Origin of the sequence: Mycobacterium sp. E3247 (assembly GCF_001667785.1) — a bacterium.
Classification (GTDB): domain Bacteria; phylum Actinomycetota; class Actinomycetes; order Mycobacteriales; family Mycobacteriaceae; genus Mycobacterium.
In genome coordinates, this window is the sequence record NZ_LZJG01000078.1 from 1 (window position 1) to 25,357 (window position 25,357).

The 25,357-nt window shown below is 70.0% G+C and carries 24 protein-coding genes and 1 pseudogene; 13 read left to right on the forward strand and 12 right to left on the reverse strand.

What is annotated here, in order from left to right:
* Positions 1 to 714: pseudogene (locus A9X04_RS04195) on the forward strand (hypothetical protein); the annotation flags it as partial.
* Here the strand turns inward: A9X04_RS04195 and A9X04_RS04200 are convergent.
* Positions 697 to 2,073 carry an LLM class flavin-dependent oxidoreductase gene (locus tag A9X04_RS04200; protein WP_067918039.1) on the reverse strand — a complete coding sequence of 459 codons (1,377 nt, stop codon included), beginning with the start codon at positions 2,071 to 2,073 and terminating at the stop codon, positions 697 to 699. The pseudogene A9X04_RS04195 and the gene A9X04_RS04200 sit on opposite strands and share 18 nt — an antisense overlap.
* Before the next feature lie 4 nt (positions 2,074 to 2,077).
* Positions 2,078 to 3,316, reverse strand: a complete 1,239-nt coding sequence (locus tag A9X04_RS04205) for an MFS transporter (RefSeq protein WP_082972995.1) — start codon at positions 3,314 to 3,316, stop codon at positions 2,078 to 2,080.
* A 198-nt stretch (positions 3,317 to 3,514) separates the two neighbouring features.
* On the opposite strand from A9X04_RS04205, the gene A9X04_RS04210 reads away from it, so the two are divergent.
* Positions 3,515 to 4,861: a flavin monoamine oxidase family protein gene (locus tag A9X04_RS04210; RefSeq protein ID WP_067918097.1), complete on the forward strand. Its 1,347-nt coding sequence runs from the start codon at positions 3,515 to 3,517 to the stop codon at positions 4,859 to 4,861.
* Here A9X04_RS04210 and A9X04_RS04215 read toward each other — a convergent pair.
* Positions 4,856 to 5,812, reverse strand: a complete 957-nt coding sequence (locus tag A9X04_RS04215; RefSeq protein ID WP_067918042.1) for an alpha/beta fold hydrolase — start codon at positions 5,810 to 5,812, stop codon at positions 4,856 to 4,858. The genes A9X04_RS04210 and A9X04_RS04215 overlap by 6 nt on opposite strands.
* A 131-nt stretch (positions 5,813 to 5,943) precedes the next feature.
* On the opposite strand from A9X04_RS04215, the gene A9X04_RS04220 reads away from it, so the two are divergent.
* Positions 5,944 to 7,302 (forward strand): FAD-dependent oxidoreductase, encoded by a 1,359-nt coding sequence (locus tag A9X04_RS04220; protein ID WP_067918099.1) that lies wholly within the window; start codon positions 5,944 to 5,946, stop codon positions 7,300 to 7,302.
* Here the strand turns inward: A9X04_RS04220 and A9X04_RS04225 are convergent.
* The 3 genes from A9X04_RS04225 to A9X04_RS04235 form a co-directional block, all read right to left on the reverse strand.
* Positions 7,299 to 7,814, reverse strand: coding sequence for an STAS domain-containing protein (locus A9X04_RS04225; RefSeq protein ID WP_082974795.1), 516 nt, complete (start codon positions 7,812 to 7,814; stop codon positions 7,299 to 7,301). The two genes, A9X04_RS04220 and A9X04_RS04225, sit on opposite strands and share 4 nt — an antisense overlap.
* A 304-nt stretch (positions 7,815 to 8,118) precedes the next feature.
* Positions 8,119 to 9,213 carry a helix-turn-helix transcriptional regulator gene (locus A9X04_RS04230; RefSeq protein ID WP_082972993.1) on the reverse strand — a complete coding sequence of 365 codons (1,095 nt, stop codon included), beginning with the start codon at positions 9,211 to 9,213 and terminating at the stop codon, positions 8,119 to 8,121.
* Positions 9,214 to 9,255: 42 nt separating this feature from the next.
* Positions 9,256 to 10,422 (reverse strand): glycosyltransferase, encoded by a 1,167-nt coding sequence (locus tag A9X04_RS04235; RefSeq protein WP_067918045.1) that lies wholly within the window; start codon positions 10,420 to 10,422, stop codon positions 9,256 to 9,258.
* A 184-nt stretch (positions 10,423 to 10,606) separates the two neighbouring features.
* Between A9X04_RS04235 and A9X04_RS04240 the strand changes: the two genes are divergently transcribed.
* The gene (locus tag A9X04_RS04240; protein ID WP_067918047.1) at positions 10,607 to 11,491 is read left to right on the forward strand and encodes a chemotaxis protein CheB; all 885 of its coding nucleotides are present in this window, start codon (positions 10,607 to 10,609) and stop codon (positions 11,489 to 11,491) included.
* Between the two features lie 5 nt (positions 11,492 to 11,496).
* On the opposite strand, the gene A9X04_RS04245 is transcribed toward A9X04_RS04240, so the two are convergent.
* The 3 genes from A9X04_RS04245 to A9X04_RS04255 are packed head-to-tail and all read right to left on the reverse strand — an operon-like array spanning position 11,497 to position 15,161.
* Positions 11,497 to 13,338: a CheR family methyltransferase gene (locus A9X04_RS04245; RefSeq protein ID WP_067918049.1), complete on the reverse strand. Its 1,842-nt coding sequence runs from the start codon at positions 13,336 to 13,338 to the stop codon at positions 11,497 to 11,499.
* 55 nt (positions 13,339 to 13,393) lie between these two features.
* Positions 13,394 to 14,152, reverse strand: a complete 759-nt coding sequence (locus A9X04_RS04250) for an STAS domain-containing protein (RefSeq protein ID WP_067918107.1) — start codon at positions 14,150 to 14,152, stop codon at positions 13,394 to 13,396.
* The gene (locus A9X04_RS04255) at positions 14,145 to 15,161 is read right to left on the reverse strand and encodes a chemotaxis protein CheB (protein ID WP_067918105.1); all 1,017 of its coding nucleotides are present in this window, start codon (positions 15,159 to 15,161) and stop codon (positions 14,145 to 14,147) included. The genes A9X04_RS04250 and A9X04_RS04255 overlap by 8 nt, the downstream gene beginning before the upstream one ends.
* 155 nt (positions 15,162 to 15,316) lie before the next feature.
* On the opposite strand from A9X04_RS04255, the gene A9X04_RS04260 reads away from it, so the two are divergent.
* On the forward strand, positions 15,317 to 15,574 hold the full coding sequence (locus A9X04_RS04260; RefSeq protein ID WP_007168278.1) for a hypothetical protein: 258 nt from the start codon (positions 15,317 to 15,319) through the stop codon (positions 15,572 to 15,574).
* Here A9X04_RS04260 and A9X04_RS04265 read toward each other — a convergent pair.
* Complete coding sequence (locus A9X04_RS04265; protein ID WP_067918051.1) at positions 15,568 to 16,173, reverse strand: nucleotidyltransferase; 606 nt, start codon at positions 16,171 to 16,173, stop codon at positions 15,568 to 15,570. The two genes, A9X04_RS04260 and A9X04_RS04265, sit on opposite strands and share 7 nt — an antisense overlap.
* 341 nt (positions 16,174 to 16,514) lie before the next feature.
* Here A9X04_RS04265 and A9X04_RS04270 point away from each other — a divergent pair, with 341 nt between their 5' ends.
* Genes A9X04_RS04270 through A9X04_RS04280 form a run of 3 tightly spaced genes read left to right on the forward strand, consistent with a single transcriptional unit; the run spans position 16,515 to position 19,055 of the window.
* A complete protein-coding gene (locus tag A9X04_RS04270; protein ID WP_067918053.1) occupies positions 16,515 to 17,456 on the forward strand; it encodes an acyl-CoA dehydrogenase family protein in 942 nt (313 codons plus the stop codon).
* Positions 17,457 to 17,464: 8 nt separating this feature from the next.
* Positions 17,465 to 18,238, forward strand: a complete 774-nt coding sequence (locus A9X04_RS04275) for a PIG-L deacetylase family protein (protein ID WP_067918054.1) — start codon at positions 17,465 to 17,467, stop codon at positions 18,236 to 18,238.
* A gap of 52 nt (positions 18,239 to 18,290) precedes the next feature.
* Complete coding sequence (locus tag A9X04_RS04280) at positions 18,291 to 19,055, forward strand: endonuclease/exonuclease/phosphatase family protein (RefSeq protein WP_067918056.1); 765 nt, start codon at positions 18,291 to 18,293, stop codon at positions 19,053 to 19,055.
* 10 nt (positions 19,056 to 19,065) lie between these two features.
* Here A9X04_RS04280 and A9X04_RS04285 read toward each other — a convergent pair whose 3' ends face one another.
* On the reverse strand, positions 19,066 to 19,362 hold the full coding sequence (locus A9X04_RS04285; RefSeq protein ID WP_067918058.1) for a DUF3349 domain-containing protein: 297 nt from the start codon (positions 19,360 to 19,362) through the stop codon (positions 19,066 to 19,068).
* Positions 19,363 to 19,505: 143 nt separating this feature from the next.
* Positions 19,506 to 19,742 carry a general stress protein CsbD gene (locus tag A9X04_RS04290; protein WP_067918059.1) on the reverse strand — a complete coding sequence of 79 codons (237 nt, stop codon included), beginning with the start codon at positions 19,740 to 19,742 and terminating at the stop codon, positions 19,506 to 19,508.
* Between the two features lie 171 nt (positions 19,743 to 19,913).
* Here A9X04_RS04290 and A9X04_RS04295 point away from each other — a divergent pair, with 171 nt between their 5' ends.
* From A9X04_RS04295 to A9X04_RS04315, 5 genes are all read left to right on the forward strand, one after another.
* Positions 19,914 to 20,753, forward strand: a complete 840-nt coding sequence (locus tag A9X04_RS04295) for an SDR family oxidoreductase (RefSeq protein WP_067918060.1) — start codon at positions 19,914 to 19,916, stop codon at positions 20,751 to 20,753.
* Between the two features lie 239 nt (positions 20,754 to 20,992).
* The gene (locus tag A9X04_RS04300; protein ID WP_067918062.1) at positions 20,993 to 21,400 is read left to right on the forward strand and encodes an STAS domain-containing protein; all 408 of its coding nucleotides are present in this window, start codon (positions 20,993 to 20,995) and stop codon (positions 21,398 to 21,400) included.
* A 279-nt stretch (positions 21,401 to 21,679) separates the two neighbouring features.
* On the forward strand, positions 21,680 to 22,075 hold the full coding sequence (locus tag A9X04_RS04305) for a heme-binding protein (protein WP_067918064.1): 396 nt from the start codon (positions 21,680 to 21,682) through the stop codon (positions 22,073 to 22,075).
* A gap of 119 nt (positions 22,076 to 22,194) precedes the next feature.
* The gene (locus A9X04_RS04310) at positions 22,195 to 23,250 is read left to right on the forward strand and encodes a DNA topoisomerase IB (RefSeq protein ID WP_067918065.1); all 1,056 of its coding nucleotides are present in this window, start codon (positions 22,195 to 22,197) and stop codon (positions 23,248 to 23,250) included.
* A 308-nt stretch (positions 23,251 to 23,558) separates the two neighbouring features.
* Positions 23,559 to 25,352, forward strand: a complete 1,794-nt coding sequence (locus tag A9X04_RS04315; RefSeq protein WP_067918066.1) for a thiamine pyrophosphate-requiring protein — start codon at positions 23,559 to 23,561, stop codon at positions 25,350 to 25,352.
* Positions 25,353 to 25,357 lie beyond the last annotated feature (5 nt).

The following is a 25,357-nucleotide window of genomic DNA, read 5'->3' on the forward strand; positions in this document are numbered from 1 at the left end:
AACCGGGTGACGCTGGACGCCCAGCGGTTCGCCCAGCTCGGCAGCTGGAGCGGCCGCATCGCCGTCGACGGCGAGGAAATCGCCGTCGACCCCGCGGTCTGGCTCGGCAGCCGCGACCGGTCCTGGGGCATCCGGCCGATCGGCGAGCCCGAGCCCGCGGGCCGGCCGGCCGACCCGCCGTTCGAGGGCATGTGGTGGCTGTACGTGCCGATGGCGTTCGACGACTTCGCCATCGTGCTGATCATCCAGGAAGCGCCCGACGGCTTCCGATCGCTCAACGACTGCACCCGGATCTGGCGCGACGGACGCGTCGAGCAGCTGGGCTGGCCGCGGGTCAAGATCCACTACCGGTCGGGCACCCGGATCCCCACCGGGGCGACGATCGACGCCACCGCCCCCGACGGGACGCCGGTGCGCTTCGACGTGGAGTCCAAGCTGCCGGTGCCCATCCACGTCGGCGGCGGCTACGGCGGCGACTCGGACTGGCTGCACGGAATGTGGAAGGGCGAGAAGTTCGTCGAACGCCGGACCTACGACATGACCGACCCGGCGATCGTCGCGAGGTCCGGCTTCGGGGTCATCGACCACGTCGGGCGCGCCGTGTGCCGGGACGGCGACGGCGAACCCAAAGAGGGTTGGGGCCTCTACGAGCACGGCGCGGTGGGCCGCCACGACCCGTCGGGATTCAAGGACTGGTTAACCGTCGCGCCGTAACGAGCCGCGATACGCCGCACCGGGGTGGTCGTCGGGCAACAACGGCCCCGCCCCGCCCAGCCTCTCGCGCAATGTCGAGCGGGGCAAGGCTTCCGGCACCCGGCCGCGACGACGCAGCTCGGGCACTACGAGCTCGGCGAAGTCGACGAAGGTCCCCGGGGTCGTCACGTAGGCCAGGTTGAACCCGTCGACGTCGGCCTCCTCGACCCAGCGTTCGAGTTCGTCGGCCACCTCCCCCGGCGACCCGGTCAGCACCGGGCCGCGGCCACCGAGGCCGATCTCGTCGGCGAGTTCACGAACGGTCCAGGCGCGATCGGGATCCGCGGTGGTGAACGAGGCCAGCGCGGATCGGTTGGCCTCGGTTTGGACGTAGCGCAGCGGCTCGTCGGGGTCGAGCTCGGCCACGTCGACCCCGGTCCAGCCGCCGAACAGGGCCAGCGCCCCGGTGGGGCTGACAAAGCGCCGGTAGTCGGCGAGTTTGGCGACGGCTTCCTCATGGGTTGCGGCGACCACCGGGGTGACCATGGTGAAGACCTTGATGGACCGGGGATCGCGGCCCAGCTCGGCGGCGGCCTGCCGCAGGGCGCGTACGGGGCCGCGCACGATCTGCGGCGTCGGGCCGGACACGAAAACCGCCTCCGCGTGCGCCGCGGCGAACCGGACACCGCGCGGCGAGGCGCCGGCCTGAAACAGCACCGGGGTGCGCTGCGGCGAGGGTTCGCACAGGAACGGGCCGGGAACGGAGAAGTACCGGCCTTTGTGCTCGATGTCGTGCACCTTCGCCGGATCGGTGAACACTCCCCGCTCCCGGTCGCGCACGACCGCGCCGGCCTCCCACGACGCTTCCCACAGCTTGTAGCAGACCTCGAGATACTCGTCGGCGATCTCGTAGCGCTGGTCGTGCGGGATCTGCGTGTCCAGCCCGAGGTTGCGTGCGGCGCTGTCCAGATACGACGTGACGATGTTCCACGCCACCCGTCCACCGGTCAGGTGATCGAGGGTCGAGAGCCGGCGCGCCAACGCGTAGGGCTGTTCGTACGTCAGCGACAGCGTGATGCCGAAGCCCAGGGTCTGGGTCACCGCCGCCATCGCCGACACCGCCGCGGTCGGGTCGTTGACCGGGAACTGCGCGGCATCGATGACCGCCGCGTCCCGCGAGGCGCCGTACACGTCGTAGACGCCCAGCACGTCGGCGAGGAACAGGGCGTCGAAGCCGCCGTCTTCCAGGATGCGGGCCAGCTCCGTCCAGTATCCGAGTTCGCGATACCGGTAGCCCTGGTCCTCGGGATGGCGCCACAGCCCCGCCGATTGGTGGCCCACGCAGGCCATGTCGAAGGCATTGAGAAAGATCCTGCTCATCAGCTCACCCGATCTCGTCCGCGCGCGTCTCCCGCGCCGCAAAGGCCGCCGCGAAAGTGATCGCCGCGAGCACGCCGAAATAGCCCACGATCAGCCATGGGCTGCCGCCGCCGACCGCCAACAGGGCCGCGGCGATCAAGGGCGCGAACCCTCCCGACAGGACCGCGCCGATCTGGTACCCGAGCGACGAGCCGCTGTAGCGTATCCGGGTGTCGAACAGCTCGGCGAACCATGCCGCCTGCGGGCCGTACATGGCGTCGTGAACGACGTTGACGCCGAACACGATTGACGCGACGACCGCGACCGCCGAGCCGCTTGAAGCCGCGATGAAGAACAGCGCGAGGGCCACGACGCCGGCCAGCGCGCCGAACAGGTACGGCGGTCGCCGGCCCACGCGGTCCGACAGCAGCGCCCAGCCCGGAGTGCTCACGAAACCCAGAGCCGACGATATCGACACCGCGATCAACCCGACGCTATTGCCCTTACCGAACGAATCCTGCAGGTAGGTAAGCGAATACGTGGTCAGCAGGACGAACAGTGCGATCTGCGACAGGCGCAACCCCGTGGTGATCAGCACGTTGCGCGGCTGGCGGCGCAGCGCCTCGAACACCGGCAGACGCGAGAGCTCGTCGCGCTCCCGCAGCCGGCCGAAGACGTCGGCGTCGGTGAGCCGCAGTCGCAGAAACAATCCGATGCCGACCAGAACCGCGCTGAACAGAAACGGAATTCGCCAGCCGAACGCGAGAAAGGCTGCCGGGCCGGTCGCGCTGCGGGTCACGTAGAAGACCGACGTCGCCAGCAACATGCCTGCCGGGGAACCGAGCTGGGTGAAGCTGCCGAACAAACCGCGGCGGCCGGGCGGCGCATGCTCCACCGACAACACCGCCGCGCCGCCCCACTCGGCGCCCACGGCAAGCCCCTGCAGCACCCGCAGCGTCGCCAACAGGACCGGCGCAAGCAGCCCGGCCGTCGCATAGGTCGGCAGCAGGCCGATCGCGGTGGTGACCAGACCCATCACCAGCAGCGCGGCCACCAAAACCGCCTTGCGGCCCAGCCGGTCCCCGAAATGGCCGGAGACGACGGCGCCGATCGGGCGTGCCCCGAAGCCGGCGGCGTAGGTCGCGAAGGTGGCCAGCGTCCCCGCGGTGGGGGAAACGTGCGGGAAGAACAGCGGCTTGAAGACGAGCGCGGATGCGGTCGCGTACAGGTAGAAGTCGTACCACTCGATGGTGGTGCCGACCATGCTGCCCAGGGCGACGGTTCGCAGGTCCGGCCTGACGTCGGCTGCCGGTGCGGTGGTAATCACGTGCCGATCACGTAGACGCACGCTAACCAAAGTCCCGACGTCAACGTATGTTTGCCCTCGCCGTGATGCGAACGCGCGAAACCGGCGCCGGCGTTTGCCGCACGGAACCGCGGAAAGTGTTGTTGACTGGTGCGCGTGCCAAATCCGCCGTGGATCGTCGACGTCGTCGTGGTCGGCGCGGGCTTTGCGGGGCTTGCCGCGGCGCGCGAGCTGGCCCGCCAGGGGCATGACGTGGTGGTGTTCGAGGGCCGCGACCGCGTCGGGGGTCGATCCTTCACCGGCAGCGTGGCGGGGTTGCCCGCCGATCTCGGGGGCACCTTCGTCGGGCCGACCCAGGACGCGGTCCTGGAGCTGGCGGCCGAACTCGACGTCTCGACCATCCCGACCCACCACGACGGCAAGAACGTGATCCACTGGCGCGGCTGGACGCATTCCTACCGCGGCACCATCCCCAAGCTCTCGCTGACCGGGCTGCTGGACATCGGCCGGCTGCGTTGGCAATTCGACCGGATCGCCCGCAGCGTCCCGTTGTCGGCCCCGTGGGACGCGCGCCGTGCGCGCGAGCTCGACGACGTGTCGCTCGGCGGCTGGCTGCGGGCCGTGCACGCCACCGCCTCGTCGCGCGACCTACTGGCGATCGTGGCGCGGGTGACCTGGGGATGCGAACCGGACGACGTGTCGATGCTGCACGCGGCCCGCTACACGCACGCCGCCGGTGGCCTGGACCGGCTGCTCGACGTCGAGAACGGCGCCCAACAGGACCGTTTCCCGGGCGGCACCCAGCAGATCGCCGAGGCCGCGGCCGCCGAGCTGGGCACCCGGGTCGTGCTGGGCGCGCCGGTCCGGCGCATCGACCGGCACGGCGCCGGGGTGACGGTCACCACCGACGTCGGCCAGGCCGAGGCGGGGTTCGTGGTCGTCGCGGTGCCGCCCGCCCATCGCGCATCGATCGAGTTCGCGCCCCCGCTGCCCGCCGAGTACCACGAACTCGCCCGGCATTGGCCGCAGGGCCGGCTCAGCAAGGCGTACGCCGCGTATTCCACGCCCTTTTGGCGCGCCAACGGCTTCTCCGGCCAGGCGCTGTCCGACACCGGACCGGTGTTCATCACCTTCGACGTCAGCCCGCACGCCGACGGGCCCGGTGTGCTGATGGGCTTCGTCGATGCGCGCGCGTTCGACTCGCTGTCCCCGGAGCAGCGCCGCGACGAGACGCTGCGCTGCTTTGCGACGCTGTTCGGCGACGACGCGCTCAAGCCGCTCGACTACGTCGACCACTGTTGGGGTGCAGAGGAATTCGCGCCCGGCGGGCCCACCGCCGCGGTCCCGCCCGGATCGTGGACCCGGTTCGGGCGGTGGCTGCGCGAGCCGGTCGGCCCCATCCACTGGGCCGGCACCGAGACCGCGGACGAATGGACCGGGTTCCTCGACGGCGCCGTCAGGTCCGGCCAGCGGGCGGCCGCCGAGATCACCGCCCTGCTATGAGCTGATCCGCACGTCCTGGGTCACCGATTCGGCGAGCGCCCGCAAATGGCGGTTGACCTCACGCGGGTGTTCGAGCATCGAGCAGTGACCGCCGGGCAGCTCGACCAGGCCGACCACGTTGGGCGCGGTGCCCGCGATCCTGCGGGCCTGGCCGATCGGGGTGAGCCGGTCGCGTTCGCTGCCGATGACCAGGGTCGGCACCGTCAAACCGTCCAGCTCGAGGTACCGCGACCCCAACGCCGCGACCAGCATCCGTGCGCAGCCGGCGCGCCCCGCGGGCGAGGTCTGTTCGAAGAACTGGTGCACGATCCTGGCCACGCTGGGGTCGGCGTCCCGGCCCACCGCCAGCATTCCGACGAAGTAGCGGCTCGGGATGCGGGCGGCGCTCGGGATCGGGAACCCGCCGAACGCGTGGATCAGGGCGCGGGCGGCGGCCACCCGGGCCGACGACAGCCCGTGTGGCACCGACAGCAGTTGCACCTTGCGGACCAGGTCCCCGGTGGTGGTGTTGATCAGCGCGACCGCGTCGGCGCGCCGGCGAACCATGTGCCGGTACCGTGCGGACCACGCGGCGATGGTGATGCCGCCCATCGAATGTCCGGCCAGCACCGCGCGCTCGTGCGGCGCCAACGTCGCATCGAGCACCGAATTCAGGTCGGAGGCAAGGTGTTTCAGGCTGTATCCGTTGCGCCGGGGCATGCCGCTGCGCCCATGACCGCGGTGATCGAAGGCGATCACCCGGTAATCGTTGGACAGATCGGCGATCTGGTAGGCCCAGGCCCGGATGGCACACGTGATGCCGTGCGTCAGCACGATCGGGTAGCCGTCGGGCGGCCCGAACACCTCGGCGTGCAACCGGGTGCCGTCGGTCGCCCGGACGGCCACCGTCTGGCTGGGGGGCAGCACGTGGGGGTACGGATCGATTGCGCGAGCCGTTCGTCGAGCGCTCATCGCCGCACCCCCCTCCAACACGGCCCCGTCGCCGCAGTTAAGGACGCCAGCAAGTTTATCCCTAAGGTCCGTTCGGATTCGGTAAATCCGGCAAACGATTCTGATGTGAGACGCTAAGACCCGTGTACCCGATGTCCCGTCGGGAATTCATCGCGGCAACCACGGGCGTGGTCGGCGGCGGGCTGCTGGCCGCCTGCGCGCCGCGGCGCCCCCCGCCGGCGCAACCGCCGTGGCCGGAAACCCGGTCGGTCCTGATCGTCGGCGCGGGGATGGCCGGCCTGTCCGCCGCCCGCAGCCTGGCCGACGCGGGATGGCCGGTTCGGGTGATCGAAGCCCGCGACCGCATCGGCGGACGCGTCCACACCGACCGCGACTGGGGCACCCCGCTGGAAATGGGCGCGTCGTGGATCCACGGAACGACCGACAACCCGCTGGTGCCGCTGGCGCGGCAAGCGCAAGCGCAGCTGGTCACGACCGACTATTACAGCTGGGCCAAGCTCGTGATCGACCCCGAACTCGCCCCGCTCGACTACGACCCGACACTGTGGCGCGCCTTTGTGGAACGGGCGCGGTACCAAGTCGACGGCGGCTCCCTGGCCGCCGCCATCGACGCCGCGGTCGGCGGCCGGGCACTGTCCACCTCCGATCGCGCGCAGCTGGCCTTCTACCTCACCACCGAAATCGAGAATGAGTTCGCCGCCGACGCGGATCGGCTGTCCGCCATCACCTTTGACGAGGGCGACTACACCGGCGGCGATCAGGTTGTCGTCACGAACGGTTACGACGCCCTGCCCAGGCTGCTCGCCAACGGCCTGCGGCTCGAGCTGAACACGCCGGTGACCGCGATCGCGCACCGGGGCGACTCCGTCGTCGTGCGGGCAAGGAATCGGTCGTTCCGGGGACCCGCCGCCATCGTCACGGTTCCCCTCGGCGTGCTCAAAGCCGGTGCCATCGCGTTTGATCCGCCCCTGCCCGACCAACACAGCCGCGCAATCGACGCCCTGGGCTTCGGGGTGCTGTCCAAGAGTTTCTTCCGGTTCGACCGGCGCGGGTGGACGGCGGACAGCGCCTTCTACGAATACCTCGCCGCTGACGGGGGCCCTTGGGCCCAGTGGTTCACCCTGCCGGCCGCGGCGGGTCCAATCGTGTTGGCGTTCAACGCCGGTGACCGCGGCCGCACCGCGGAGGCCGCCTCACCGCGCGACCTGATGGTCACCGCGCTGCCCGTCGCTCGCCGCCTGTTCGGCGATGTCTCGCCGGTGGGCGTCAAGACGTCGAACTGGAGCGCGGACCCGTATGCGCGGGGCGCCTACTCCTTTCACGCTCCCGGTTCGGGCCTCGACGACCGCCGCCGGCTGCAGGATCCGGTCAGCGACCGGCTCTACCTGGCGGGCGAGGCCGTCGGCGTCGACAATCCGGCCACCGTGCACGGCGCCCTGGCCAGCGGGCGCTACGCCGCCGAGCAGCTGATGCACCGGTTGGGCCGCTAGGAAGCCAGCCCCCGAAGCCGCGCCGACATGTCCCCTTGCGGTTCGTGTTGCCGGGCGGGGCCCGAAACCAGCCGACGGCGGGCCGTCGTCGCGCCTTCGATGTGCGCGAGGGCCACGGCGACCGAGTCGGCGATCGGCAGGCCGTGGTCGGTGACGATCCGGGTGAGCCGGCGCAGCGCCGCGCCGCCGACGACGACGGACCGCAGCTGGGCCCGGCGATGCTCCTCGTTGAGGACCAGCAGCGCGCGCAGGCCCGAGCCGGCAAGGAAATCCAGGCCGCCGAGGTCGAGCACCAGCGGGGCCTTCAGCCGCGAAAACCGGCGAACGGCCTCGGTGATCAGGTCGACGTTCGATGCGTCGACCTCACCGTCGATGCGCAAGACGGTGGCCACGCTGCGGGCGTGAACATGGATTTGCGCTCCGGCGCAATCGATTTGATAACGGCTGCGCGGCTGGCCGAGCAGCGCGGGCGGATGCGTCTGGGGTGTGCGTAGATCGGGTGAAGCGGTCATGGTTGTGCGCCCTTCAGGCTTGAGAGTGAGCAGGGCGAGCGACGACGGTGTCCAAGTGGCGCCCGTAGATAACGGCAGCTGGGGACTCAACCTGACCAAAGCCTACCGGCTACGGCGGCCGCCGGCGGACATCGGCGGCCCGGCCCGCCCGCCGTTCGGCCCGCAATCGGCGGCCGACCAGGGGTTACACCGACGACACGGGGCGGGAAAAAACAACTTTCGGCGTGTTCACATCGCAACCATGGCGTGAGGGTGACGCGCGAGGGGACGCGACGGGCCTGACCTGCGCGTTGGCGGCGTGTCGCTACGGCTGCGGGGTCATGTGCCGCAGGGTGGTGTGCGGGCTCTGGCCGTACGTCTGCCGATACAGCACCGCGAACCTGCCGGTGTGCGCGAACCCCCACCGCTGGGCGATTTCGGTGACGGTGGTGTCGGACGGCGCGCCCGCCAGCAGCTCTTGATGGGCGCGGTTGAGGCGCACGCGGCGAATGTATTCCGTTGGCGTGGTGGCGAGCTGGCGGCGAAAGAGGTACTGCACCGCCCTGGGCGTCAGATGAACCTTCGCGGCGACGTCGTTGATGCTGACGTCGGCGGCGGCGTGACGATGGATGAAAGACACTGCTTCCCTGAGCGTTTCGGGCAACGCCGGCTCGTCAGCCAGATCCTGTTCGGTGACGTTGGACGGGAAACACTCCAGCAGCGCGCCGGCCAGCAGCGGAGCCAACCCCGCCACGATCAGCGGCTGATGCGCCGTGTCCGGCCCGGCCAAGGTCCCCACCACATAATCCAGCGCCCGCTGCCACGCCCGCGCGGCCGCGCGCGAGCGTGGGCGCCAGTCCCGGAAGTGGATCTGCCGGGGTAACGGCGCGCGCCAATCCGCGGCGGCCCGGTGCAGCACGTCCCCGGGGATGCTGACCACATCGAACCGTGACCCGTTGCACTGCAGCACGCACGGCATCCCGCCGGCGACGAGCACCGGCAAGTCCACCGACGCGAGGGGGCCGCCGGCAACGCTCGTCGACCCCGCGCGGGGCTGGATCACGACGACGCCCGCGGAGGCGGGGATCTCCAGCGCGACGCGTCCCTGAATCGTCACGTCGTCCAGCGTCATCGAGCCGGCCTCGCAGCGGCGGTGGGACACCGCCGAGCGGCCCATCAGCCCGGTGATGCGCCACCCGGGGGTGTAGACGCCGGCAAAGAATCGCCGCGCGGCCTGCGCGTCTACGGTGCGGAACTGGTCGAACCGAATCGCCGAGCCGGGAACACCTGCCGGCCGCCCGGCATCGCCGACGAGCGCCGGGGCGCCCGGGTCGGCTTTCTGCGCGTCGGGCCGTTGACAGCCGGCACCGGCGGCCACACCAGGGCCGGTGCTATCGGTGATGCTCGTCATGGCGGTCATAGTCTGCGGCCCCCCCAGGGCTTTCGCACTGTCATCATTGCATCACCGGACACCCGACGACTGCAAGCGCGCCGGTGTCCAGCGTGGGGAGCCCACCTGTCGGTAAATGTTGAGCGTGTCGAGGGCGATCCGGTCCCACGCATAGCGCGACACGGCGCGACTGCGGCCGGCAGCGCCCATGCTCTCACATTGAAAGCTCTGCGGGAGCAGGTTTCTCAGCGCGGCGGACAGTCCGACGGACGATCCCGGCGACAGCACCAAGCCGGTGACGTTGTCCACCACGGCGTCTTTGAGCACCCCCACCCCGAACGCCGCCACCGCCACCCCGCTGGCCATCGCCTGCAGGACCGCTGTCGCGCGCGGCGGCCGTCGCGGCGTGCAGGCGACGACGTCGGCGGATCTCAACAGCGTCGGCAGCTCGTCATCGGCGACGGTGCCCGCGAACCGAACCCGGTCGCCGACCCCCAGCCTGGCGGCCAGCAGTTGCAGCCGGACCCGCGCCTCGTCGTGCGCCCGGTTCGTGGCGCCGGTCTCCGCCACCACCAACTCGGTGGCGGGGACCCTGCGCAGGGCGCCGATGGCGATATCAAAACCGTTGTCCGGCAGGGGGTTCGGCGCGAGGCAGAGGACACGATGCAGGTCGGTGCGGGCCAGCGCCGGACCGCTCGAGGTGAATCGCTCGACGTCGACACCGCTCGTCAAAGCCGACACGCGGGCGCGGCTGCGGCGCAGCCGGGTCAGCGCGTCGACGTCATCGGAGCTCTCACCGGTCACCCACCTCGCGCTGCGCGCCAGGAGCGGTTCGATGCGGAGCCGTTCGCTCTCCGAATGCTTGCCCGTCCCGTTCGTGGCGGCCAGGCCCGGGAAAGTCTGGACGGTCGGGACGTCCTGCCGCCGGGCGGCCAGCTGCGCGGCCAGACCGCCGAGCCACCCGTAGGCGTGCACGACGTCGGGCGCCTCGGCCGCCCATTGGCCGGCGAGGGCGCCCGCCCAGTCGCCGACGTAGGGCAGCACGTCCGAGACCGACTTTGCCGCTCGTGGGCCGACGCCCACCGATACGGTGCGGCCGTCGGTGCTGATACCCGCAGCTCGGCGGCCATTGTGCCGAACGAACCGGGTGACCTGGTGGCCCTGGGCCGCGAGCGCGGCGGACAGTTGCTGTGGGTCGTCGCCGACGACGTCGTCGCCGCTGACGATCGCGATCCTCACCTTCGAACCCCTTCCGTCGCCTTTGGCGTGGGGGCGTACCCGGCCCGATATGGGCGAAACTCGGCGGCGCAGCCGTTTCGCCTCAGGCGCCGCGGTTTCGCATTGTGGACAACGCTTCGGGGCCCGACCCGAACGGATCGCTGGCGGGACTGTGCCGCGGCCGACGTTTTGGAAGACTAGACGGGTGGCGAGCGACGCGCACCTGCCCGTCGTCGAGCTGGTGGTCCTGCTGGCGTCGGCGGGTGGCCTGGACGCGCTGTCACGAGTGTTGACGGACCTGCCGGACGAGTTTCCGGCCGCGGTCGTCATACAGCAACACCTCGGCGACCACGACAGCGTGCTGCCGGCGATTCTTCGCCGGCAGAGCGCGCGGCCGGTCAGCTGGGCGCGCGACGGGCAGGCCCTGGCGGCGGGACAGGTGGTCATCTGCCCGCCGGGCATGCAGCTGGAGCTGACCCCGGACGGCCGCTGCCACCTGCGCGCCATGAAGAGCCTCGGGATGCGGCGCTTCGACGTGCTGCTGCGGTCGGTCGCCGAATCGTACGGGCCACGCAGCGTGGCGGCGGTGTTGTCCGGCTCCGGGCAAGACGGGGCCGCGGGCACGGCGGCGATGAAGCGCGCCGGCGCTGTCGTCCTCGCGGAGAGCCCGGACACCGCCCTGTATTCGTCGATGCCGGTGGCGGCGGCGCGGGCCGGGGCCGAACCGGTGTTGCCGATTCACCAGATCGGCCGGGCGCTGACGGCCATCGTCGAAGGGGCGCCGCTGCCCGCGCAGCAGCCCCACGACGGCGCCAGGGTGTCCTGGGGCCCCCCGATGCACGACTCCGGTGCGGACACGCCGGCACCGGGGCTGCTGTGCGAAGAGGTCGTGAACAACGCGGCGGGCCGCGCCGAACTCGCCGCGTCGCGCGCCGCCGAACTCGCCCGCAGACGCCGGGACCTCTCCGCGGGATTCGGCGCCACCACGGAAACGGTGGAGACGGCGCGGCGCAGGGCCGCCGAGTCGCGGCGCCGCGCGCAGTTGGCCCACCAGGCCGCCGAGGAAGCGGCCGCGCGGTGGGGGCGCTGAGGCGGCTAACTCACCACCTCCATCAGCAGCAGCGCGCCCCGGGTCGTCTCCTCACCCGACCGGAACGACGTGCACGTGACGCGTACCCGGGTGGGCCGCCCCCGCCGGTTGACCGCGTCGACCTCCGTCTCACCGGAGCTGTCGGCGTCGACGAACGCGTTGCCGATCAGCGGCCGCACGCTTTCCAACGGCAGGCCGATGTCCAGATTCGTGAGCCTGTTTCCTATCGTTTCGTCCGCGCGTAGCCCCCACAGCTCCTCGCAGCCACGGTTCCACAGGATGACCTTCATCTCGCGGTCCACCACCACCATGCCCATGTGAACCGAGTCGATGAGCGAATCCAGGAAGGTCCTCGCGTCGTCCAGTTCCACGCCGCGCTCCCGCAACATGTCGTTGATGGTGTGCAACTCGTCGTTGGTGGACTGCAGCTCCTCGTTCATGGTCTCGAGTTCTTCGTTGGTGGACTGCAGCTCCTCGTTCGTGGTCTCCAGTTCCTCCACGGTGGACTGCAGTTCCTCGTTGGTGGTCTCGAGTTCCTCGTTGGTGGACTGCAGCTCCTCGTAGGCCGCTTCGAGCTGGCGGTTGGTCTGGACCACCTTGTCAAGCAGGGCGCGCGTCGCGCTGACGTCGAAGAACACGATCGACACGCCGAGCAACCCGTTCTCGGCGTCGACGAGCGGGTTCACGTGGATCTCGAACCACACCGTCTCGGCGCCCGGCCGCTGCCATTTGACGTCCTGGATCCGCGCCGGCCGGCGCTCCACCTTGGCCTGCTCCAGATACGCCCGCAGCTCCACCGGCCGGTAGGACACCTCGAGGTCGCGCAGCAGCCGGCCGATGTCGCGGGCTGAGAGCCCGAACAGGGTCTCGGCCTGTTGATTGATCATCGCGACGGTGTCCTCGCCGGTGACCACGATCTGAGCCACCGGACTGGCACGAAAAGCCAAGTCGCGCACCGTCGTCAGGCCCGTCAGGTCGACGTTGCGCTCGTAGAACGCCCCGGCGGGGTCGTAGCGCTCGATGCCGACGTGGCTGCCGATCGCCTTGCGGAAGATTCGGTGTTTGAGGTTCAGCGGGGTGAACCGATCGCCGTGGCTGAGCAGCATCTCGGCGTGCCCGAGGAACAGCGTCCCCTGCGGCGCAAGCGCGAAATGCAAGCGGCTCAACACGTTTCGCTGCGTCTCGGCATTGAGGTACATCAGCGTGTTGCGGCACACCAACAGATCGACGCGGGAGATGGGCGCGTCCGCGACCAGATCGTTGCGGCCGAAGATCACCGCACGGCGCAAGTCCTTGTGAAAGACGTAGCGGCCGTTGACCTGTTCGAAATAACGGGACAGCAGGTCGGCGGGCACCGACTCGACGGCCTTGGCGTCATAGGACGCGGCGCGCGCCTCGGTCAGCGCGTCCTCGTCGATGTCGGTGGCGTAGATCTTGACCCGTTGCCGGAACGCCTCGGGCCCCAGCGCCTCGGCCAGCAGCATGGCCAGCGTGTAGGCCTCCTCGCCGGACGCGCAGCCCGCGCTCCATACCCGGATCGGGTCCCCCGGACCGCGCTCGGCCAGCATCCGCGGAATGACTTCGGCGGCGATGTATTCCCAAGCCTCCGGGTCGCGGAAGAAGGCGGTGACATTGATCAGGATGGTGTTGAAGAGCGCGGCGAATTCGTCGGAACTGGCTTGCAGGAAGTCGAGGTATTCCTCGAAGGTGCTGTAGCCCGCCTGGTCCATCCGGTGGCGGACCCGGCGCATCAGGGACGTGCGCTTGTAGCCGGTGAAGTCGAAGCCGCGCGAGTCCCGCATGTAGCGCAACAGGGCCTCGAAAGCCTCGTCAGTCGTCCCGTCCATCCAAGTCCCGTCCGCCTCGAGCGTGGCCGAAGGACTTGAACATTACTCGCGGTGATCAGAGCCGGTTCTCGCAACCGACCAGTGCCCACACCGTCTTGCCCGTCGAGGTCGGCGTGGCACCCCAGGCCCGGCACAGGGCGGAGACGATCGCCAGGCCGGACACCAGCTCGGCGCCGCGTTCGGCGTCCTCGTGCCGGCCCGGCAACCGGTCGCTGCAATCCTCGACCGCGACGGTGACGGCGTCGTCGAAGCTTTCGACGATCAGCACGGGCGCGCTCGTCGTGTGGTCGAGCACGTTCTCGACGAACACGGTGGCCACCGTGGACGCCACGGGGACCGCCTCCCGGCTGTCCCATTCGGTGAGCCAATCGCTGACGATCGTGCGGGCCAGGCCGAGGCTGCCGCGTGAACGCGGAAGCTCGGTGCGGGCCCGACGGCGGACCCGTAACGACTGACTGCGCACGGCGTCCAGCGCCGACTCCCGGGTGGGGTGCACCGGCACGTACCGGGTCACGCCGCCGGCGGCGATCGCCCGCCGCGTGTCCGGTGCCGAGCACACCAGCAGGATCGGGACGTCCGGCCAGACGCTGACGTGCCAGCGCGCGCTGGTGAAGACCGTCCAGGCCGACGCCGTCGGCGCGGAGAGCCGGTCGACGTCGACGATCACCGCGCTGGGCTCGTCCAGGGCCGCCTTGATCACCGCGTCCCGGAGAGTCCGATACGTGAAGCTGTCCAGCACGCCCGCGACCACCAGCACCGGCACCTCATCCTGCGCCTCGGTGTCGATGCCGACGGCGGACCGCGGTTCAGCCACCGCCATCACCGCCATGCGGAGCGGTGTTCGACAACCGATCGCTGAGGGCCTTCAGCGCCCGTTCGGTTTCTTCGGCGAGGTCGGTGTAGCGCCGGTTGAGCAGACCTGGCGCGGCCCGGTCGGCCAATTGTCGCGCCAATCGCGCCTTCTCCTGCAGGCTGCGCACGGCGACCCACAGCGCGCCCTCGACTTCGTCGCCCCGCGCGGCGAGCAACGCCTCGGCCGTCCAGGCGTGACCGACCTGGCAGCGAAAGTTGCCCTCGCTGAGGGAAACCAGGGAGCCATTGCAGTCCGGGCAGGTGAACCCCGACGGGGCGCCCAGTTGTTGGGTGTCGAAATCGGTCGAGAACCGCGACATCATGGCGATGCGATTCTCCAGTTCCATTGCGGCGTCAGGCTCCATCTCTGGATCCTCTCGCTCTTGGTGCGACAGTTCCTTGAGCAGGGCGCCGATTTCGGCGGCCGTGGCCTGGTGGTCCAGCAGGCCGGCGTCGCGCGCGTTGGTCGGCATCGCGGGGAACAGCGCGTCCTCGGGTGACTGGCCGACGGTGATGCCGCCGCGCGAGCGGATCGCGGCCAGGCCCAGCACCCCGTCGTCGAGCACCCCGGAGAGCAGGACGCCCACCGCGCGCGGGCCGAATGCCAGCGCGACCGAGCGAAACAGCGCGTTGATCGCGGGCCGGTGCCCGTTCTCGGTGGGTCCCTGCGACAACAGCACGCGGTGGTCGGCAACGAGCAGGTGGTGGTCGGGGCGGGCGACGTAGATGCGCCCCGGTTCGAGCTTCGCGCCGTCTTCGGCCGCGACGGCCGGCAGCGGGCCGGAGCGGTCGACGATCCGGGACAGCACGCTGGGCGCACCGGGCCGGACGTGCAGGGTCATCACGTAGGCGTAGGGGACGTCGGGCGACAGTCCCGCGGCGAGCTTCGACAGCGCTTCCACTCCCCCGGCGGAGGCACCGACTGCCACCACACCGAGGACTTCGCCGTTGTCACTGATCGCTCCGGTCACCACCCTCGACTACCCGCATCAATGGTAGGTAACCCACGTGGCGAGGGATAGATGCGCGTATCGGCCGGGGCGGGCTTCGCGGGCAGGAGTTTCTACCCCGATCCGGGCGGGCATCCTGATTTCGGCTCTGGTGATCGTGGACAGGAGGATGGATGATGCCGAATTCGTCGATCAAGAACGAGAAGTTGTATAAGGACCTCCGCAAGCAGGGCGACTCGAAGGAGAAAGCCGCCCGCATTTCGAATGCGGCCGCCGCCAGGGGCAAGTCCTCGGTCGGGCGCAAGGGCGGCAAGTCGGGCTCGTATCAGGACTGGACCGTCCCTCAGCTCAAGAAGCGCGCGAAAGAACTTGGCATGTCCGGGTATTCGAGCCTGACGAAGGACAAGCTGGTTGCCAAGCTGCGCAATCACTGACCGTCGCGGGCGCAGGTGAGGCCGAGCCGCTCGATCAACACCAGGAAGGCCACCGCGTAGTCGTTGTCGGCGGTCTGCGCCCTGATCTGATCCCAGTCCAGCCGTTCGCGCACCGCGCGCACGGCGGGCAGCAGCCTGGCGAAGTCGCAGTAATGCTCCCCCAGGGACCGCAGTTGCTGAATCAGCACCATGGTGGGCGGCAGCACGGGCATCCGGATGGCCAGCACGTCGTGCTGCTCGGCGTGGTCCAGGGTCGACGTTTCGACCCGCACACCGTTGAGGCGATGCAGGACGTCGACGACCGTTTCGCCGGCGCGCGCCTTGAACAGCCAGTCCTCCGGCGGCCGTTCGACGGTGAAGCCCGCGTCGCTGAGGGTGGCGACGGCGTCGTCCACGTCCGACTCGGCCACCACCAGGTCCACGTCGTGAGTGGGCTCGGGAGCGCCGTAGGCCCACAGTGCGTAGCTGCCGGCCAGCGCGAAACGCGGTCCGTTCCCCTTGAGCGCCGAGGCCGCACCCCGCAGCGCCTCGCGCAGCGGCGTGCTGGACGCGGGCGGGTCGACGTGGGTCTCGTGCGTTGTCGTCTCGTGGGGTGTCATCGTGCCTAGGTGATACCCCCCGGGCGGGGGGCGGAACCTGCGCGGACGCGGCGGCGGGGACGGTAAGCCGTTTAAGTTGCGGTCGTTTGGGCAAGTCTTACGGTTATGTCAGCCGCCTGGCTCCATGCGCGTGATGCCGCAGCCACCCCGATCTCCGCCCATGAACAACGGGCGGAATTGTCGGTGTGTGGGCGCATCGGCGGCCTTCGCGCCGCGGGCAACCGCAGCCACCGCGACACCGAATCGTCCGTCATCACGTCGGCGCGAACCCGGGCTCGGGCGCCACACGGGTTCGCTGACCGCCCCAGGCAACTGGGGAGATCGGTGGCGGGTGATTGCGCGTGACGGCGGGTTTGGTCAGGCATTGGCTGGAGTCCGGTCGACTCGAGCTGCCGCTGCCCGCCTCCGGGCGCACCGCCGAACGTTGGCAGCGCCTGGCGTCGCTGGCCGAAGAGAACATCGTGGCGGCCAGGGTCGCCGAAGCCCATGCCGACGCCGTGGCGATCCTGCACGAATTGGGCGGTAAACCACCGGAATCCGGCCAACTGTGGGGTGTCTGGGCCGCCGAGTCCCCGGACGCGGTGTTGACGGCGACCGATGTCAACGGCGCGTTCACCCTGACGGGCACGAAGGTGTGGTGCTCGGGCGCCGGGTTTTGCACCCATGCGCTGGTGACCGCCCGGCTCGAGGACGGAACGCCGGGCCTGTTCGCCGTCCAGGTGACGGATCCGGGCGTCAAACCCCTGCCCAGCACCTGGTGGAACGCCGGAATGGCGGGCAGCGACACCCGGCCCGTGCAGTTCACCAACACCCACGCCGTCGCCGTCGGCGACCCGGGCGACTATCTGAACCGACCCGGGTTCTGGCACGCGGCGATCGGCGTGGCCGCCTGCTGGCTGGGTGGCGCGCGCAGAGTGGCCGACCCCCTGTACCGTTGCGCCGCAAGCGAATCCGCCGACGCCTACTCGTTGGCCCACCTCGGCGCCGTGGACGCCGCGCTGGCCGCGGGTGACGCGATCCTGGCCGTGGCGGCCAGCCAGGTCGACTGCGACCCGTTCGACCGGGCCGGTACCGCGCAGCTGCTGGCCCGGCGCGTCCGCTCGGTCGTGGAACACGCGGTCGACGAGGCCATCACCCGCACCGGCCGTGCGCTGGGGCCCGGCCCGCTCTGCCAGGACGGGCGGCACGCCCAGCGCGTCGCCGACCTGAGCATCTACATTCGGCAGAGCCACGCCGAGCGGGACCTCGCCGAGCTCGGGCGGCTCGCGGGCCAGCGGCGCTGAGGCGCGCCGTGAGAACCGCATCGACCAGCAACCGCGACCGGTTCGCCGCCAAGCCGCTTACCCACGGCGGCACTCCGGCGCCGTTGTGGCTGGCCGCTTTCCAGCGCGGCCCGGTGCCGCCACTGGACCTGAGCGAGTGCCCGCGCCTGATCGTCGTCACCCCCCACCCCGACGACGAAACCCTCGGCCTGGGCGCGACGATCGCCCAACTGGTCGCGTCGCACGTCGACGTCCGGGTGGTCTCGGTCAGCGACGGGGGGACGGCCCAGCCCGGTGCGACGCGATCCGGCCGGATCCGTCTGGCGACCACGCGTCGATACGAATTACGCAGGGCGAGCGATGTTTTGGGCGTCAGTCCGCCCGTCACGCTGGGCCTGCCCGGCGGCGAGTTGGCCGACCACGAGGACGCGATCACCGAGTCGCTCGTCGACATCCTCGCGACCGCCGGTCCCGACACGTGGTGCGCGGCGACCTGGCGGGGAGACGGGCACCCCGATCACGAGGCCGTGGGACGGTCGGCGGCGGCGGCGTGCGCGCGCACCGGCGTCGCCCTGCTCGAATATCCGATATGGATGTGGCATTGGGCCGCCCCGGCCGATCCGACGGTGCCGTGGGACCGCGCCCGCACGGTGCCCGCACCCGGCTGGGCCGTCAACCGCAAACGCCTTGCGGCGCAGTGCTATCGGAGCAGGCTGGGGCCCAGCCGTGCCGGGCGCGCGACCGTCGTGCCGCCATTCGTCCTGCAGCGACTGCTCGCCGTGGGAGAGGTCGTGTTCCGGTGAGACATCCTTGGCGGTCGTGACTGCCCACCCGGGAAGTGGGTAGGAGGACCCTATGCGCGTGGCGACCTTCAACATCCTGCACGGCCGCACCGTCGGTGACGGGGTGGAATTGCAGCGGCTGCGCGACTGCGTGCGTCGCCTCGATCCCGACGTGCTGAGCCTGCAAGAGGTCGACTGTGATCAGCCGCGCTCGGATCGCGCCGACCTCACCGCGGTGGCGGCCGAGGCCATGGGGGCGGTCGAACACCGGTTCGTCGCCGCGATCTCCGGCACCCCGGGGGCGACGTGGATGGCGGCCACGGGTCACGAGCAGCCGGGGACGGCGGCCTACGGGATCGCGCTGCTGTCACGCTATCCGGTGGCCAGCTGGCAGGTGGTGCGGCTGCCCCGCATCCCGATGCGATTTCCGATGTACCTGCCCGGGCCCAACCGGGTGATGGTCGTCGACGAGGAGCCGAGGGCGGCGGTGATCGCGCAGCTGCACACCCCGATGGGCGGGCTGACGGTGGCGAACACGCATCTGTCGTTCGTGCCGGGCTGGAATCGGCGCCAGCTACGCAGGCTGGTGCACGACCTGCGCGGCTTCCCGGGCCCGCGGCTGCTGACCGGCGACCTGAACATGACCCCCGAGACGGTGCGGCGGTGGTCGGGTATGCGGGCGCTGGCATCCGCGGCGACCTTCCCCGCGGATGCCCCCGACCGCCAGCTCGATCACATCTTGACCGACGACCGCCACCTGCGCGGCAGCGCCGTCGAGAGCGAGCCCATGGGGATCTCCGACCATCGACCGCTGGTGGTCGACCTCGCACACGCGTGAAGCACGGGGCTCAGGCGTGCGGGCGCCCCGCCCATCCCATCGCGCTCAGCCGGTGGCGGACCCGCTCGATCTCGTCCACCGACGGCAGCTCGTCGGTGACCCGGGTGATCGCCACCCCGACGTCAACGTTGGTGATCGGACCGCGTTCGAGCGCACCCAGTTTCGTCGCAATGGTGGTGACCTCGTCGTCGGACACCCGTCGCGGCAGCAGCGCCAGGAGCGGCGCGTACCCGAGCGCGGGCGCACCGTTCGGGTAACCCGCGCGCAAGAACGCGAGAACGCTCGAGACCCGTTCGGTCAAGCTCATCGTCCACCTCGCTAGTCCACCGCACGCTACACACCGGCGGTCGGTTCTAGCCAGGGATAACCCGGCTCGGCGGTTTGAAACCGCGGCGCGGGCACGAAAAAGGGGCCCGGCCCCCAACGGGACCGGGCCCCTTCGCCGGCGACTTACTGGTTTTCCTTCTCGCGCTGCTCGGCGGCCTCCGCGCCGGCCCGCGCGGACTCGGCTTCGGCCTCCTTCTTGCCCGCGTCGCGCTGAGCGTCGGCCTTGTCCTGCTGGGCCTGACCCTCCTTGACCACGTCATCGCGACCGAGCACGGCCCCGCCGACCTCCTTGACCTTGCCCTTCACACCCTCGACGGTGCCCTGGACGGCTTCCTGCGGCCCGCTCTTGTCATCCCCCATGGATCGACCTCCCTTTGGTTACTGTGCAACTCGGCCCCTACGGCGTTCCCGCCGGCCGACCCGCCAAACTCCCCCGCCGATGTGCGTGCGATCACGGGCGGGCTCCTGCGGCCGAATCGGACCGTTTGAACCGCAATCGAGTGGGTAAAGCTCAGCGACCAACGAAAGAGGGTGAGGCTTCTGACCACCATCGCCGTCATCGGGGCGACCGGCACCGCCGGATCCCGCGTCGTCGCCAGGCTCAAGGCCCGCGACGTCGCGGTCGTCGAGATATCGCGCGCGCATGGCGTCGACCTGCTGACCGGGGAGGGCCTGTACCGGGCGTTCAAGGGAGTGGACGTCGCGATCGACGTCTCCAAACCCCTGGCGGGCGACGGGCAGCCGACCGCCGCCGAGGCCCTGGTCACCGCCTCGCGCAACATCATGGGCGTGTGCGCCGCGCGCGACGTCCAGCGGCTGGTCGTCTCCATCATGGCCGGCATCGACGATCCGGCGTTCGACGGGATCCCCTACTTCGAGGCCAAACGGGCGGCCAAGCAGATCCTGCTCGACGGCCCCGTCCCGGCCACGCTGGTGAAGTCCACCCCGTGGTACGAATCCGCCACCGGCCCCGCGGGGCCGGTGAATCATGACGGGGACCGGGTGATGGTGGAGGACTGGCTGATTCAGCCCATCGCCGCCGACACCGTCGCCGACGTGCTCGTCGAGACGGCCCTGGGCCAGACGCCCACGCCGCGCACCATCACCGGCCCGGAGGCCATCCGGCTGCCCGAGTTGACCTCGAAAGTGCTTGCCCGTCACGGTGATAGCCGCGCCGTGCGGCCGGTCAAGCCCGCCGTTCCCGCACTCGCCGCGGGAGCGCTGCTGGCAACCGAGCGAGCGGTGGTGGTCGGGCCCGATGTCGAGACCTGGCTGCGGTCGCTGCCCCGGGCCGGTGCCGACGGCCACGCGAAGGACGGCGGCGACGGCGCGCACGCGTCGTCGCGCCGACCGGATTTCTCCCGGATCTGAGCGGGCGTCGCACGGCCGGGAAACGAAGAGTTGTCGGCCCACGCCGGCGCGGTCGGCCCGGAATCCGCTGGTTGGTGGCACTTTCGGGGCGGCCGTAACGCCAAGGCGAAGTCATTGGCATATCGCGGCGGCGGCATCGACGCTAGGGTCACCTCAGGTTGAATCCACAGCTGCCCTCATTCGAGCGGCCGCGGGCACCGGTCGCTCACCACCGATCACCGCATCCGAGGGGCGACGACATGACTGCTCAACCCTACCGAGCCGAAGAACGACTCCACTGCTATGAAATCGATTGTGCCGGCGCGCAACTGTACGTGCAGGCGCACAGCCTGGCCAACCTGGTGCGCATCGCGGGCGAGATCGACGCGTCCAATGCCAACCTGGTCTCCACGGCGATCCGCCGCTTCGTGCGGTTGCGGGCCCCGCTGATCCTGGACCTGGGCCGCGTGACTTACCTGGGCAGCGCGGCCCTCCGCGTGCTGCTGCTAATCCAGGACGAGTGTCAGCTCTGCGGCGTGCGCTACAGCGTGGTCAGCTGCGTCGCGCTGCGTCGGCTCACCCGACTGATCACCGGCCTCGGCTTGCCGCTGGTCGATTCGGTTGCCGAGGCACTTCAACGGATCCATGGCGCCGTGCGCACCCCGTGAGGGCCGCGATGGCGCTGATTTCAGGTAACGGTTCCATCACGATCCCGATTACGGTTCCTTAAGAACACCGTGCGGTCCCTAAGAATTCTCAACGTTGCCGGCCGGAATTGACCATTCGCTTAGTGAACGCTTACGTTCCCTGGCCGTATTGATGGATATTGCCTCCCGCGTTCGTCGCGAGCGAACTCGGCACCTTCTAGCCCTCGGCTACTTTGGTTCTCGAGGATCGGGAGCCTCTGTCGAGAACCAATTCGCAATTTCTGTAAGGACACACTGATCATGAAAATCAGCAGCATTGTCGCGCGCCGGCGACTGGCCGGCATCAGTGCCGGCTGCCTGCTCGGGGGAATCACCATGGGCGTCGTCGCGCCGTCCGCGGCCGCGGCGCCCGACTGCAGCCCCGGCGGAGTCAACGCCACCGTCTCGTCCGTGCGGGGCTCAGCCGAGCAGTACCTGGCGGCACATCCGGGCGCCGGACAGGTGGTCACCGCCGCCTACGGCCAGCCGCGTCCAGAGGCAGCGGCGAACCTGCGGAGCTACTTCACGGCGCATCCGCAGGAGTACTACGACCTGCGCGGCATCCTGGCGCCGATCGGCGACACCGAACGGCAGTGCAACGTCTCGGCCCTGCCGCCGACCCTGGAGTCGGCCTACCAGGAGTTCATGGCCGGCTGAGCCGCGCCGAGAGCGCCGAGCGGCCCGCCACGACGCCGTGGCGGGCCGCTCGGCGCTACGTGTGAACGGCAACCGCGACGGGTAATTGTCCAGTCAGCGAACGTAACTGGAGGAAAATCATGCGGCTGCGTCGCAGCGTTCTCAACAAGCCGGGCATCGCGCGCAAGCGCCGCGGGAAAGGCTTCGCGTATTACGGGCCCGACGGCGAGCCGCTGACCGACCCGCAAACCCTGCAGCGCATCAAGGATCTGGTCATTCCGCCGGCCTGGAAAAGCGTGTGGATCTCCCCGCACCCGAACGGACACATTCAGGCCGTCGGCGTCGACGCCGCGGGCCGCCGCCAGTACCTCTACCACACCGCGTGGCAACAGGAACGCGCCGAGGAGAAGTTCGACCGCGTGCTGGAACTGTCCACCCGGTTGCCACAGTGGCGCGCCGTCATCGCGAAAGACCTGACTCGCAGCGGGCTGACCCGGAACCGGGTGCTGGGGCTGGCGCTGCGCCTGCTGGATCGCGGCTACTTCCGCGCCGGCGGGGAACAATACGCCGAGGAGCACGAGTCGTACGGCCTGGCGACCCTGCTGTGCGAGCACGTGGTGGTCCGCAGTGGCGCAGTCGAATTCGACTTCCCCGCCAAGAGCGGCGTGCGCCGCACCGTGGAGATCGCGGATCCCCAGGTGGTTCGCGCGGTGCGCGCGCTGACACGCCGGCCCGACCGGACGGAACGACTCCTGGTGTGCCGCACCGCGTCCGGCTGGGTCGAGTTGCGATCCGACGACCTCAACGCCCGGTTCAAGGAGCTCGTCGGCGACGAATACACGGTCAAGGACCTGCGGACCTGGCACGGGACGGTGCTGGCGGCAACGGCGTTCGCCGATGCGGACCCCGCCGTTTCCCGGCGGGTGGCCAAACGCGTGGAATCCGCCGTCATGAAGGAGGTTGCCGAGGAGCTGGGCAACACGCCGGCGGTGGCGCGCGGGTCCTACGTCGACCCGCGCGTGGTGACCGGGTATGAACAGGGGCTCACGATCGCCGCGGCCACGCGGCGCGCCGAACGCGCCCGCGATCCCGACTCCGCACAGGAGATCCTCGACAAGGCCACGCGCATGCTGATCCGGCGCGTGGCCAAGGGCCATAGCGCGTCCGAATCGTCCGACCTGGCCAAGATTGCGTGACCCACGCCAGGTAGCTCCCGGCGAAACCGCTCCGGCAAACCGCCTCTCGCCCACACCTCCTGGCGGACATCGCCCGCACCCTCAACGGCACCCGAATAGCCGTCGGCTGCGATGTCACACCGACGAATAATCACGGCGATCCCGGGTATGCCCGACGTGTGGGATGCGCGCCAGCCGCCCATTCGCGCCAGACTGCGGTCGAAACAGACGGCCGCGGGCCCTCGCAGCAAACCACGCGTCACTGTGGCTCCGCGTCGGCCGGCGTACGCAGCGAACATCATCGAACCGTCTGTCGAGGAGGGACATCAATGGCCAAGCAAGAGGTCTCGGACTATCTGCTGGATCGATTGCGGGCGTGGGGTGTCGAGCACGTGTTCGGCTACCCCGGCGACGGCATCAACGGGCTGCTCGCCGCGTGGGGCCGCGCGGACAACAAGCCGAAATTCATCCAATCGCGACACGAGGAGATGAGCGCCTTCGAGGCGGTCGGCTACGCGAAATTCACCGGCCGGCTCGGGGTGTGCGCGGCCACGTCGGGCCCAGGGGCGATCCATCTGCTCAACGGCCTCTATGACGCCAAACTCGACCACGTCCCGGTGGTGGCGATCGTCGGGCAGACCAACCGGACCGCGATGGGCGGCAACTACCAGCAGGAGGTCGACCTGCTGACCCTGTTCAAGGACGTCGCCAGCGACTACGTCCAAATGGTCACCGTCCCCGAACAATTGCCCAACGTGCTGGACCGCGCGATCCGGATCGCGATGACCCAGCGGGCGCCGACGGCGTTGATCATCCCCAGCGACGTGCAGGAGTTGCCGTACTCGCCGCCCGAGCACGCGTTCAAGATGGTGCCCTCCAGCCTGGGCATCGCGTACCCGGAGATCGCCCCCGACGACGCGGCCATCACGCGCGCGGCCGAGGTGCTGAACGCGGGCAAGAAGGTCGCCATGCTGGTGGGCACCGGCGCCCGCGGGGCGCACGAGGAGCTGAGCCAGGTGGCCGACCTGCTGGGCGCCGGCGCCGCCAAGGCGCTGCTGGGCAAGGACGTGCTCTCCGACGAATTGCCCTGGGTCACCGGCTCTATCGGCCTGCTGGGGACGCGGCCGAGCTACGAGCTGATGCGGGACTGCGACACCCTGCTCACGGTCGGGTCCAGCTTCCCCTACACGCAGTTCCTGCCCGATTTCGGGCAGGCCCGCGCGGTGCAGATCGATGTCGACGGCCGGCTCATCGGAATGCGCTACCCCTACGAGGTCAACCTGGTGGCCGACGCGAAAACCGCTCTGCGGGCGCTGATTCCACACCTGCGCCGCAAGGAGGACCGGTCGTGGCGCGAGACCATCGAGAAGAACGTGGCGCGCTGGTGGGAGACGATGGACAAGGAGGCGCACGTCAGCGCCGACCCGATCAACCCGATGCGGCTGTACTCCGAGCTCTCCCCGATGCTGCCGGACGACGCCATCGTGACGGCCGACTCCGGGTCGGCGGCCAACTGGTATGCGCGCAACCTGCGTTTCCGCGGCAACATGCGGGGCTCGCTGTCGGGCACGCTGGCCACGATGGGACCAGGCGTGCCGTACGCGATCGGCGCCAAATTCGGCCAGCCGCGCCGCCCCGTCATCGCGTTCGTCGGCGACGGCGCCATGCAGATGAACGGCATGGCCGAACTGATCACGATCAAGCGGTACTGGCAGGAGTGGGAGGACCCCAGGCTGATCATCGCGATTCTGCACAACAACGACCTCAACCAGGTCACCTGGGAAATGCGTGCCATGGCCGGTGCGCCGAAATTCCATGAATCCCAAGCGCTTCCGGACGTCGACTTCGCGGCGTTCGCGGCCAGCCTGGGCCTGAACGCGATGGCCATCAAGGACGCGGACGAACTCGGGGGCGCGTGGCGCAACGCCTTGTCGGCCGACCGCCCCAGCGTGCTCGACGTCTTCACCGACCCGGACATGCCGCCCATCCCGCCGCACGCGACCTGGGACCAGTTCAAATCGTCGGCCACCGCGGTGCTCTCCGGCGACGAGGACCGCGTGGGCTTCGTCAAGGTGGGCCTGAAAACCAAGGCGCAGGAATTCATGCCGCACAGGAAGGGGTGAGCGAA